The following is a 12,727-nucleotide window of genomic DNA, read 5'->3' as shown; positions in this document are numbered from 1 at the left end:
TCTCATCAAGGCCAGAGATGATAATCTCATATACAGGCCGGATATATGGAAGCCAACCTGTCCCTTTTATTGAACCAGATGCCTTGCAAGCCGGGAGGTGACCATATATGGTCTAATGATCCCGGACTGGTTATCAGAACATCAAGTTGTAGGTGGGGAAAATCGGCTTCTCACTACCCTAAACCCATTAGTTATAAAGCATGACCCGATTTCGTCCACTCCCTTTCGCTTGGTACAGGGCTTTATCTGCTTGATCGAGCAATACTTCAAAGTGCGCTTGTTTATTTAGCGCCGCTATGCCAGCACTTACCGTTATCTGGATGGTATTATTATCAACATGCAACGGGTTTTCTATAACCAAGGTTCGGATGCGGTTAGCCACCTCAGCAGCAGTCTTAATACTGGTATTAGGCAGAACGATGGCAAATTCTTCTCCCCCGATTCTTCCGAAAATATCTGATTCTCTAAGTTCTTGACAGCAAAGCTTGGTGAAGTGCACTAGCGCTTTATCACCGACTCGATGTCCATAGTTGTCATTAATCTCCTTAAAATGGTCAATATCGAGAACAACAACGGTGAAAAGTCTCTCCAGTAGTTTGTATAAATGGAACTCTTTGTACCCTATTTCCATAAAGTATCTTCGATTATTGATCTTCGTGAGCGAGTCTCTGGTGGCTTCGAAATAGAGTTTGTTTTCATATGTCGCTCTATTGGCTTGTTCTTTTTGTAGAATATGTCGAGTGACAAGGGTTGTTACCAGAAAGAAGGCAATAATGACTAGGGTTATAGCGGGGATAATATTCCTGCTAGGTGAGTAAGGTTTCCATGAAAAGGTACCAATTTGATTACCCATTGGGGAGCGCAACGTCATGCTATTAGCTTGATTTTTTATGCTCAAGTCGAGCTTCAATTCAAACAACTGATAGTTGGTAGCGAGCATGTTTTGGTACTCGTAATCCATCCGTGTGCCTAGCGCCAAGTAAGAGCCAGCTCTAGGTGTCCCTGTTCCCTCATCAATGAAGGGGCCACCTACTACAAAATAGAGACTCTCATCAAGAAGCAAGTAGCCGCTTACCGTTTGGGTATCCGTGCTTAATGTTCCAGACATACTCATCAGCTCCGCGAGGCCTTGATCCATAATTTCGTCAAAATTAAGTCGTTGTGCATCTTCATTTTTTGTCAAGTAGGCCGCTTTCTCTCCCTGTTCGACAGCAATGCTAAAGTCAAAGCCGTTATTATCTAGAAGGTAATCTCCCGAATTATTTTCAATCCATTGAGCATCATGTTCTACAACAATCTTCTCGTAAGCCTCATCCCAATATGAGTACTCTTCGAGCAGCTCTTGTCTATGCTGATTTTCGATTTTGAGAGCCAAATTCATTCGTTGACTGATTTCTGTCGCGGCAAGGCTATCTAACGATCTTAGGAAATAGTACAAGCTGCCCACCACGGCAATTGCCATGGTGAGGAAAAGCCAGGAGATGATAGAAATTACTGACTTGGCTGAGATATATTTTTGAATGATTAATTTCGTCATACTTGACAGTTTTTTAGTTAATAACTACTCACAACATATATTTGCATGTCTAACACATCTAATTCTGTTGCATTAGTACCAAAGTAATCACATGAAATTCACAATAACACGTTGCCAACCTATCTGTGTTAGTTTGATTTTATTACTTTAATAGTTGCAATAAAAAATTGATCAGCATTAATAATACCCTGAACAAAATAACTTTATGACTGCAAAAGGCACTGTTTCTTGATTAATTTACTCAACTATCGATGGTAAAATTATCGCTCCATTTGACAGACTCAGCATATTGACTGGCGATGAGTTCTTCTGAAATATCGAGTACTTTACAATAGTAATTGACTTCTTCCCAATCAGCTTTCTCATAAGCTTTTACTGCACTTAGCAGATAACCAAGTTGTCCTTTGCCTTCGTTCAGTGCCAATTTCAGTTCGTCACTAAGAGGCAAATGGGTTAGAAGCAGAGACAGAGGTTGATCAAGCAAAGAACCCAACAAAGAGAAGAGTCCCATTATAAAAGCTTGGCTAGGTTCTGTTTTAAATGATCCTTTAGCAACGAGCTGTTCACAAATTCGCGCTCGTTGGAGAGACAAAACATATAAAGATTGAGGTTTATGTTGGCAGGCATGAGCCGCGGTCATTAAATAGATAAATAGGTGCAACTTATCCTGCCCTAAATAAATCAGTGCATGTTTAAAGGAGGTAATTGCTTTAGTAATGGAAGATGATGCATTTACATATATAAGAAGTTTATAAGATAAAGAAACATCGCTAACTATCAATTTCTCTATCGCTGCATAGTTCAGTTCAGGAGTCGAAACCTCTTTACACAGTTGCATAATGACCAGTTCCGATGGTTCGATGACCCGTTGTTGTAGCATTTCTGGCCTACTGAAGAAATAACCTTGAAAGTAATCAAAACCAATTTCTTTTGCCTGCTGAAATTCTTCGTAAGTTTCTACTTTTTCGGCTAAGAATTTGATCTTATAACTGAGGCAACGATTAATAAAACCCTTTGCCTTTTCCAGTGGGACAACTCGAATATCAAACTTAATGATGTTGATGTAAGGCAGAAAATGCTTCCAGCGAGAGTCGGGAATAAAATCATCGAGGGCCAGTTTGTAGCCTTTTTTAGAAAGGGTCACTACCGCTTGTAACAGTTCATCTGTCGGTTCGCAATCTTCTAGGATTTCGACAATAAGTTTATCTCTGGGGAGTAAAGTCGGTATGAGCCTAATTATGCTGCTGTATGGAAAGTTGACGAAAGCAAGTTTGTTCCCTGTCGCATTGAAACATGAATTCATAAAATGATCCGATAGCAGGCGGCTGGTTGCATGCTCAGCTTCCATATCGGGAAACGAATTTTTCGGGCCATCACGAAACAACAGTTCATAGCCAATCGTGTTTTTATTCGCATCTAGAATCGGTTGCCTGGCAACGTATGAATACATGTTTTGTTAATTCCTGAAACAATCTAATTCAGTACTGTAAAGTACATATTTGAAATTATAAATATTGAGATTATTTATTAAAGAGAACTATGAAGTTGCACCATTTAATTAATATAGAGACTATCGCATTGGTTAACTTCCGTGCGTCTCTCTTTCATGAGCACAAAGATGGCATTCCACCATGCTCAGTTTGTACTCTATGGGTGGAAGTGACGCCGACATATGGGGCACCACCTCATTAGATCGTAACTGGTTGCTCAATAGTCCCTTTCAACTTCAGCGACACCTCAAATGCAGTCAGTTTATATACTATATGATGCATTGTTTTTATGAATAAGTATTAAATGTATATATCAAAATATGAATAGACATTTGTTTCCCTCTATTTTGCGTGGGTATTGGATTTAGCAAGGCTGAATAAGATCTCACTGGTTAACTTTGCACTTACCCTTGTTCAGTGTCATGCTCAGTTATCGGGCGGTTGCCGCCCCCGCGCTAGAATATTAGGGACATTCATTCTCTGGTGAACAAATAGTATCACATCAGCATAGCTAAATGACTAATCGCTTGTTGGAATATGTGTGATTGGTTTGGTCACTTCTTATATTAGAGAAATTTAGGAAAAGTCCCGTTGCTCGGATATGAATGAGTGATGACTAAAACAAGAAAAGGGGCAAAAGTTTGTTAGATTTTTGACTCTGTTTTTTGCTTGAAGGTACCTCAGGTAAAGCAAATCACCAGCGGTATCTTCAAGGCGAGAGGGCTTTGAAACTCGCTATTGTTACAAGTGAAAAATCGGAAGCTAACCGGTTCGACGTTCTTCCAATACATCTTTAACAGCATACATACCATTCAATGCAGCTGGAAATCCTGCATATACTGACATTTGCAATACCACTTCTTTGATCTCCTCTTCAGTACAGCCAACGTTCAATGCCGCGTGTAAATGAACCTTTAATTGTGGCTGACAGTTTCCCAAAGCGGTTAACGCTGCGACGGTAGTAATTTCACGAGACTTTAAATCAAGTCCGCTACGACTATAGATATCACCAAATGGATATTCTATTGTGAACTTGGCTAAATCAGGACAGACTTCCTTAAGGCTTTCGATAACCTTATGCCCAGCCTCACCATCAATTTGAGACAATTGCTCAAACCCAATTTCATATCTTGTGTTACCCATGTAATAAATCTCCTGTATCAATCGGTTACAGAAGACTACTAGTTAGAGTTAACTCTAAGTCAAGAAGATATTTTTTCTTTGTAGTAGGTGATTTTTTGATCCAAAGCTTTGAGGTGGTTTAACTGAGATTCAATCACTGAATTTAGTCTAATACGGTGTTCTTCGAGAAGCTTCTGACGTTGCTGTAAAGTGCTATCTCCCAACTCTCGTAAATCTGCATACGCTGTAATTTTTTCAAGTTGCATCCCTGTCTCTTTCAGCCTAACTATAAATTTTACCCACTCCAAATCCCTGGAGGTATAAAACCGGTGTCCACTGGAATTGCGACGAACCTCTTTAAGTAATCCGATTTTTTCATAATACCGAAGTGTATGAGCGGATACACCAACCAAGCCTGAAATCTCTCTAATGTTCATTTATCGCCTTCAATATGAGTTTCGTTTAATAAGGCACGCTACATTAGCAGCAGAGATAAATCTAGGCTGCAGGATTAATTGCACCATGGTTAAATACGAAAAAATATTGCTAACGCTCGCTCTGGGAGTGTCCAAGCATTGCGAATCGGTCACTAGCAACTAGCAAATGTATCGTAAACGGATTAACAGCTTATGAATGATTGCACTAACAAGAAAAGGGACGTGCGTATGTTTGTTAGAGCAATACAACACAGAAGTACAACAGAGCCGTATTTATACAGTATTATTTTATATGAAAGTGCTCTAACTAGCGGCCAGTGCCGGCATTGCCGGGTTTGATAGTCCTGCGACAAAACCGACATATGTACTTGCTCAAAGAAACCTGTGGTGTTTACTATTTTCGCACCGTGATGCCTAGGGATCTTGTCCATTTAGGTTACCCTAGGCATCTCAAAATCAGCCTTCTGATCAAAAGGCTGGAGGAGGCTGTTACCCGAAATTTGGTTTTGGCCACATCGGTCAGAAGATTGATAGGGGAAACAACCTCCCGGATATTTCCCTGGTTTAAAACCGCGCTAAATCAGACCAATTAGTCACCCAACGTTGCGACCATAATTGCTTTGATAGTATGCATGCGGTTTTCTGCCTCATCAAAAACAATTGAATATTCAGATTCAAATACGTCTTCTGTCACTTCCAGGCCTTTCATGTTGTATTTTTCCGCAACTTCTGCCCCCACCGTGGTTTCATCGTTGTGGAATGCTGGCAAGCAGTGCATGAATTTCACATGAGGGTTGCCCGTTGCCTTGATGATATCCATGTTAATTTGATAGGGGGTCATGAGTTTTACGCGCTCATCCCATGCATCTTTTGATTCTCCCATGGAGACCCAGACGTCGGTGTATAGGAAGTCACAGCCTTTTACTCCTTCTTTTACCTTATCCGTTAACGTGATTTTTGCCCCCGTGTGTTTCGCAATGTCTTGGCATTGTGCTACCAGATCGGCCTCTGGCCAAAATGTTTTGGGGGCAACAAGGCGAATGTCCATCCCCATTTTCGCAGCACCAACCATCAAGGAGTTACCCATGTTGTTTCGTGCATCACCTAAATAAGCAAATGTAGTTTTATGTAGCGGCTTACCACGACTATGTTCTTGCATCGTCAGGAAGTCGGCCAATATTTGAGTCGGGTGGAATTCGTCGGTCAGGCCATTCCACACTGGTACACCAGCGTATGCTCCTAACTCTTCAACGATTTCCTGGCCAAACCCACGATACTCGATGCCATCATACATACGGCCCAATACACGAGCCGTATCTTTCATTGATTCTTTATGACCAATTTGTGATCCTGATGGCCCCAGGTAAGAAACTTTTGCACCCTGATCGTAGGCGGCCACTTCAAATGCACAGCGAGTCCGTGTTGACGATTTTTCAAAAATCAAAGCAATATTTTTGCCTGTCAGCCGTGGCTGCTCGTAACCAGAGTATTTCGCTTTTTTCAGCTCTGCAGACAACTCGAGGAGATGCTGAATTTCACGAGGGGTAAAATCTAATAGTTTTAGGAAATTACGATTGCGAAGGTTGAAAGCCATTGGGTTATCCTCTTAAATCTCGCTAACCTACCAGGCATTAATGGCCTGAGTAGCGATTCAGTGAACAGTTGTCGTTATTCTGCGTTAATATTTGTGCCGGCTTCACCCTTTAGAATGTGTAGGCCATCTTCAAGCGCGCCGATACCTACCAGCTTACCGCCTTGATTGATGAAGTCGCAGGAGGCTTCGATTTTGGGCCCCATAGAGCCGACATCAAAATCATACTGGGCAAGCTCAGCGGGCGTGGTTCTGCGCAGTGCTCTCTGGTTTGGTGTCCCCCAATCCAGATAGACCGCATTTGTATCGGTCAGGATCAGCAAGGCATCGGCTTTGAGTTGCTTTGCCAAGAAGGCTGCTGACATATCTTTATCAATTACCGCTTCCACCCCTACTAGTTTGCCATTTATGTATTTAACCGGAATGCCTCCACCTCCGGTACAGATGACAAGATGTTCACGGTCTATCAGGGCATTGATGGCATCATTTTCAATAATGCCTGTTGGCTTCGGACTAGGCACTACACGGCGGAAGTATTGGCCGTCAGGCTTTACTGTCCAGTGGTGTTTTTTTGCCAGTTCATGGGCTTCGAAATCATCATAAACCGGCCCAATAGGCTTGCTAGGGTTGGCAAAGGCAGGGTCGTCCGGGTTGACACTCATTTGGGTTAACATGCAGGAAATATGTTGATCCGGTAATAAATTCTTAAGCTCCTGCATCAGCATATAGCCGATCATGCCCTGGGTTTCTGAGCCTAGAACATCTAACGGGTACGGCCCAACTTCTTTATAGGCCAGCCCCTGCAGGGCCAGCAGGCCCACTTGCGGGCCATTACCGTGAACAAGAACCACATTATATTCTTTGCCGAACTCAGCAATGGCTTTGGCAGCCTTGGCGATGTTACGGCGCTGGATGTCGGCTTCGAGTGGTTCGCCACGACGCAACATAGCATTACCGCCTAATGCGACAACAACCGTTTGCTTGCTCATCGTGTTCACCTTATTTTCGGTTCATTAATACTGATTTATATCAGGGTTATGCCTGATGGTGCGAACGTGAAATCAACGCTGTCATGCGACAGCATTGTGGTTTTGGGCTAGTTGCTGAGATTTAAAGTATGGCCCCGATACTTAACATTACCATGATAAAAATGGTCAGGATCAACAATAGTGGCGCCACCCATTTTACCCAGCGGACATAGGGGACGCGGGCAATGGCCAAGCCTCCCATAACAACCGCCGAGGTCGGAGTCATCAGGTTGACAATACCAGATGCAGACTGATAAGCCGTGACAACTAAATCACGGTTAACGCCTGCAAAATCAGCTAACGGCGACATGATGGGCATTGTCAGTACTGCCAAGCCGGATGAAGAGGGCACTAGGAATGATAATAAAACTTCCAACCAGTACATGACATTTATGAATACAATGGTTGATAAGCCTGTAACGGCATGTTCTGCTGCATTGAGAATGGTATCCGTGATCATCCCGCGATCCATCACCACCACAATCCCCCGAGCGATACCTATGATTAGAGCAACGCCCAACAGGTCTCGAGCCCCCTCGATAAAGCTTGTGGTTAGCTCTTCTTCACTCATTCGTGCTACAAGGCCGATAATAATCGTTGCAGCCAAGAACATCGCGGAAATTTCAGCCATCCACCATCCCAATACCGCCACGCCGTAGATCATTACGCCGAAAGCCGCTCCGAAGATGATTAGGATCACTTTTCGGGTGGTAGTCAGTTCCAGTATGTCCTGACCTTCCTTGTTGCCGAGAAAGTGCTCCATGTCTTCTTCGTATTTATCAAAAACGATGGATTTACTGTGGTCGGCACGCACCATCTTGGCATAGCGCATAACGTAGCCCACACAAATAAGCCAGCCGACCACCAGGATAACTATGCGTAGTCCGATCCCATCGGTAAACGGGATCCCGGCGGCATTAGCAGCGATAACTGTTGCGAATGGATTGATGGTCGAACCCAGGGTTCCGATACCGGCTCCGAGCAGGATTGTCGCGGCGGCAACAACCGGGTCAAAGCGAGCGGCCATCATTACCGGTACCAATAGTGTGTAGAAAGGTAATGATTCTTCCGCCATACCATAAATTGTTCCGCCAGCAGCAAACAAAGCCATCAAAATGGGGATCATCCACTCTTCGCGACCTTCGAGGTGAGTCGTGACCCGTTCAATACCGGCATCAATCGCCCCTGTCTTCGCCACCAAGCCAAGAAAACCGCCAATAATCAGAATGAATAGGGATACGTCAATGGCTGCGGCTTCATAACTTTCGTGATCGTACAACCCATCAATGGGAGCCATGAGCACATCAACGATGCCTTGTGGGTTGCTTTCAACCTGTTTGTAAGTACCGGTTATCGGGATTTCCCGTCCGAGCTCTTCGCTCATTACCCGATCATACTGGCCCGCGGGCACGATCCACGTCAGTAATGCCATTACTGCTATCAAGAAAAAAAGGATGGTGTAGGCTGAGGGGAATTTAAACCTAGTGAAGAACTTGCCTTTATCTTCTTGGTTTGCATTATTCTTATCCATTCTCTTTTCCTTAACACCGTAAGGTGTCATGAAACCCTATAAAAGCGATTGTCCAAACTCAAAAAATGGTTGCGGCCTTATTACTGCAATGGAAACCGACAATGTGCTAATAACACAGATTAAATGCCATCGCGATATAGTGGGCAGCTCATGCAACGAGCTCCTCCGCGGCCACGCCCCAGTTCATTACCCGGAATAGGTAATACGGTAATACCGGCCTTTTCGTATTTTTCATTGGTGTATACATTACGCTCATAGCCAATAACCACACCAGGACGGACGGCTAATACGTTATTGGCATCATTCCACTGTTCGCGCTCGGCTTCATAGCTATCACCGCCGGTAGTGATGATTTTTAACTGATCCAAGCCTAAAGCTTCTTCAATGGCGTGAACGAAATAACCTTTCTCTACAATTTTGACTTCACCTGGTTTGCCTGCGGTCAGGCTCCAGCACTTGATATCTTTGCGTACCACTTCCGGATACACAGAGAAGGTATCTACATCCATATGAGTCATGACGGTATCAAGATGCATACATGAACGGTGTTTAGGAAGTTCCAAGGCTATCACCTGCTCAACTTGCCCATGCTGGAGTAGATTAGCCGCTAAGTGTGTCACCCCCTGCGGAGTGGTACGTTCGGACATACCGATAAGTACGTTGCCTTTGCCAATCACAAGTACGTCACCACCTTCAATCGTAGCGTTATCGTAGCTTTTTTCTTCGTCGCCGTAGTATTTGATAAAGTCTTGTCCGGCAAATCGCGGATGCCAGCGATAAATAGCGCGCAGATGGTTGGTTTCCCGTTGGCGTGCAGGTTTTGCCATCGGGTTGATTGATACGCCTCCGTAAATCCAGCATGAGGTGTCACGGGTAAACAGGTGATTCGGCAGCGGTTCGATAATAAAATCGCTACTGCTATGCATACCCTGCATGATAGAAGTTGACTGAATAGGCAGTTTAGAATAGTTCAGTCCACCAATCAGGATTGAAGCCAACTCGTCAAAAGGTAATTCTGATAAGTAGCTGCGAACGTCATCAGCAAATATTGGCCCTAAACGGTATGGGGAAATCTGGGTGTGTAGTAACCACTCACGTGCTTCAGGCAGGGCCAGGGTTTCTGATAGCATTTCGTGCAATAGCAACACTTCAACCCCTTCATTGCGAAGGGTATTGGCAAAGACATCATGCTCTTCTCCCGCACGCCCTACAGACAGAACATCATCAAAGAGCAGCTCTTGACAGTTAGATGGTGTTAGGTGAGTGAGGGATCTTTCTGGACGGTGTAAGAGAACACTGTGTAATACTCCAACTTCTGAACCTACATAAAACCTGTTCATAACTCGCATCTCTTTTGCGGTTTGTTTTATCATAGACTATTGAGGTGATCATATTTACACTTTTATCACTAAAGGGTGGGTGTTGCTTATGACTCGGCGTATTGATAGAAGTCTTGGGGCAGATGAAGCAGAATATGACAGCAGTTTAATCGCTGAATGTAAGCGTTTACTACAGCTGCAAAGTTTTACTACTCAAGATGAGATTCGACGTCAACTTACGGCTCTTGGTTTTGGGCGTATTAGTCAATCGACAATATCTCGGCTGCTATTACGGCTTGACGTTGTTAAGGTCCCTAATGCATACGGTAGAAAAGTTTACTGTCTGGCTGTTGAAAACGAAACTCTTCAGGTTGATTCTACCATTTCATCACAAATTGAATTTATTACCCATAACCAATTATTTATCGTTGTAAGAACTCATCCTGGAAGTGCTCAGCTTATTGCCCGAATTATTGATGTTCAACCCCATGAAGAAATTTTAGGTACAATATCAGGTAATGATACTGTGATGGTTGCGCCTAGAGATATCAATCATATTGATGAGTGCGAAATAATTGTAAAAGCTAAATTAGGTTTACCATCAGATTAATCATCAGGGTTGTCGAGCTGTCCATTTTTAATTATCGACCACAGCTCCACCCCAGCGAGTGTAGTTTGGACTCCGCAATCTAATTTCTATCCCAGACACTGATGCATCTTACCTTTCACTTAACCCCTCCAAAATCGTGATTTAAATCAATAAGTAATGTAACTTTTTACGTGTGATGCATATTGTTTTGTCTGGCCGGTAGGCGTAGTCTTACCGTTCATAATCTGCGCCGGATACATCCGTGATGCTTCCCCTGTGCTTTAGTTTCAACAAAAAAGGAGATTTTATGCGACTTAAATCTGGTTTTATGAGGCTGCTTGTTTGTAGTCTGTGTTTTATTCCGGCTATTACTCAGGCTTCTGATCTCGACAGGTTCAAAGGGCTTTCCGGAACGATCAATATCGCCGGGGGAACCGCGCATATCCCGGTCATGAAACAAGCCGCTAAGGCTGTTATGAAAGCCAATGGCGAAATCCGTATCACAATCGCGGGTGGTGGTTCCGGAGTCGGTGCCCAACAAGTTGCCAAAGGACTGGTTGAGATTGGAAACACCGGTCGACAGCTGAAGCCAAGTGAAGCGAAACACGGGCTGGTCTCGTTCCCTTTTGCGATCGACGGCGTAGCGGCCATAATCAATCCGGCGAACCCAATTCAGGCATTAACCCAGCAGCAAGTGGCCGATATCTATGCGGGCAAAATCACCAACTGGCAGTCTCTTGGCGGAAACGATCGCGCTATCAACATCTTTACCCGAGATGAGGCCAGTGGCACCCGTGCCGTTTTCGTAAAAAAATTGCTTCGCAACTCGCCGATGGTCAATCATGCCAATGTTGTGCCGTCTAATGGTGCAATGAAAACAGCCATCGCACGCGATCCTGGTGCCATTGGTTACAGTAGCGTCGGCTATATAGACAATACGGTTAAAGCGCCGGCTCTGGACAATGTCCAGCCTACCAATGAAGCCTGTGCGTCCGGCGAATATCCTGTAGTGCGCAAGCTTTACATGAATACCAAAGGCGAGCCTCAAGGGCTAGTGCGCGAGTTTATTGATTATATCTACAGCCCGCAGGGAGCTGAATATATCCGCGCAGCGGGCTATATACCAGTCAGCAATCAATAACCCATGACATCTCCTATCACGACAGAGCGGGTACTGCTGGCACTTGTTGCCACAGTATTTGTTCTGATGATGTTGTTGTTTGGCTTTTTGTTCTGGTTTGCCTTGCCCGTTTTCTTTCATGCCGAGACACCGGTTTTATCGCTGAATTGGCAGCCAGAACAGGGCCAGTATGGCATTTTATCAATGATCGCAGGTTCCGGGCTGATCGGTTTAATGGCTCTGACACTGGCTTTTCCTGTTGCCGTTGGCATCACGGGTTTTTGCCTGTTCGGCCGCTATCAAAACATCGCGTTATGGATCCGGAGAATGATCCGGCTGATGGCCGGGATCCCGACGGTGGTTTATGGTCTTGCCGCTGTTTTTTTGCTTGTTCCGCTATTACGGGAAACCTTTCGGAGTGGTTCAGGTTTTTGCCTGCTCGCCGCTGCTGTAATGGTAGTACTATTGATTTTGCCCGTTATGGTAATGATGTTAGACACCTACTGCCGTCCGTTGGCAAATCAGATCCGCCTGACGTCTGCGTCCATGGGTTTTACCGATACGCAGACAGTTTTGTACTTAGTCCTGCCCAACGCGACCAAAGCGATGGCCACAGCAGCGTTGCTGGGCTTTAGCCGGGCGATTGGTGATACCCTTCTCCCGCTGATGTTGGCTGGAAACGCCCCGCAGTTGACTGACAGCGTATTTGACTCAGTCCGCACCTTAACCGCCCATATTGGCCTGGTTCTCGCTACGGAAAATGGCAGTGCGGCTTATAACTCGCTGTTCGCTGCCGGTCTGCTGTTACTTGCAATGAGTGTCACGGTTACGCTGCTGATCAGAAAAATGGAACACGCACAGTTTAATGCGTGCAGAGGTGACGCTGAATGAAGGCGCGATTATTTCACCTCTGGTGCCTGAGCTGCACAACCGGGCTGCTGGTATGCCTGACCTTTTTCATTG

At 44.6% G+C, this 12,727-nt stretch carries 11 protein-coding genes; 3 read left to right on the top strand and 8 right to left on the bottom strand.

Features of this window, described 5'->3' with window-relative positions; translation table 11 throughout:
- Positions 1-187: 187 nt before the first annotated feature.
- The 8 genes from C9I89_RS08690 to arcA all read right to left on the bottom strand — a co-directional run bounded on the left by C9I89_RS08690 (position 188) and on the right by arcA (position 10,076).
- Positions 188-1,537, bottom strand: coding sequence for a sensor domain-containing diguanylate cyclase (locus C9I89_RS08690; protein WP_245905442.1), 1,350 nt, complete (start codon positions 1,535-1,537; stop codon positions 188-190).
- A gap of 241 nt (positions 1,538-1,778) precedes the next feature.
- A complete protein-coding gene (locus tag C9I89_RS08685) occupies positions 1,779-2,987 on the bottom strand; it encodes an EAL and HDOD domain-containing protein (RefSeq protein WP_211315228.1) in 1,209 nt (402 codons plus the stop codon).
- Positions 2,988-3,789: 802 nt separating this feature from the next.
- The gene (locus tag C9I89_RS08680) at positions 3,790-4,170 is read right to left on the bottom strand and encodes a carboxymuconolactone decarboxylase family protein (protein WP_107282944.1); all 381 of its coding nucleotides are present in this window, start codon (positions 4,168-4,170) and stop codon (positions 3,790-3,792) included.
- Between the two features lie 59 nt (positions 4,171-4,229).
- Entirely contained in the window at positions 4,230-4,586 is a 357-nt protein-coding gene (locus C9I89_RS08675; protein ID WP_107282943.1) for a MerR family transcriptional regulator, read from the bottom strand.
- A gap of 589 nt (positions 4,587-5,175) precedes the next feature.
- Positions 5,176-6,180 carry an ornithine carbamoyltransferase gene (gene argF / locus C9I89_RS08670; protein WP_107282942.1) on the bottom strand — a complete coding sequence of 335 codons (1,005 nt, stop codon included), beginning with the start codon at positions 6,178-6,180 and terminating at the stop codon, positions 5,176-5,178.
- 74 nt (positions 6,181-6,254) lie between these two features.
- On the bottom strand, positions 6,255-7,166 hold the full coding sequence (gene arcC, locus C9I89_RS08665; RefSeq protein ID WP_107282941.1) for a carbamate kinase: 912 nt from the start codon (positions 7,164-7,166) through the stop codon (positions 6,255-6,257).
- A 121-nt stretch (positions 7,167-7,287) separates the two neighbouring features.
- Positions 7,288-8,736, bottom strand: coding sequence for a YfcC family protein (locus C9I89_RS08660; RefSeq protein WP_107282940.1), 1,449 nt, complete (start codon positions 8,734-8,736; stop codon positions 7,288-7,290).
- Between the two features lie 119 nt (positions 8,737-8,855).
- Entirely contained in the window at positions 8,856-10,076 is a 1,221-nt protein-coding gene (gene arcA, locus C9I89_RS08655; protein WP_107282939.1) for an arginine deiminase, read from the bottom strand.
- Between the two features lie 100 nt (positions 10,077-10,176).
- On the opposite strand from arcA, the gene C9I89_RS08650 reads away from it, so the two are divergent.
- The 3 genes from C9I89_RS08650 (at position 10,177) to C9I89_RS08640 (ending at position 12,655) form a co-directional block, all read left to right on the top strand.
- Complete coding sequence (locus tag C9I89_RS08650) at positions 10,177-10,665, top strand: arginine repressor (RefSeq protein WP_425440408.1); 489 nt, start codon at positions 10,177-10,179, stop codon at positions 10,663-10,665.
- A gap of 286 nt (positions 10,666-10,951) precedes the next feature.
- On the top strand, positions 10,952-11,785 hold the full coding sequence (locus tag C9I89_RS08645; protein WP_107282937.1) for a phosphate ABC transporter substrate-binding protein: 834 nt from the start codon (positions 10,952-10,954) through the stop codon (positions 11,783-11,785).
- Positions 11,786-11,788: 3 nt separating this feature from the next.
- Complete coding sequence (locus C9I89_RS08640; RefSeq protein WP_107282936.1) at positions 11,789-12,655, top strand: PstC family ABC transporter permease; 867 nt, start codon at positions 11,789-11,791, stop codon at positions 12,653-12,655.
- The last annotated feature ends 72 nt before the right edge of the window (positions 12,656-12,727 follow it).

This window comes from Photobacterium lipolyticum, from assembly GCF_003026475.1.
Lineage (GTDB): Bacteria > Pseudomonadota > Gammaproteobacteria > Enterobacterales > Vibrionaceae > Photobacterium > Photobacterium lipolyticum.
This window is presented reverse-complemented; position numbering and strand designations above follow the sequence as displayed.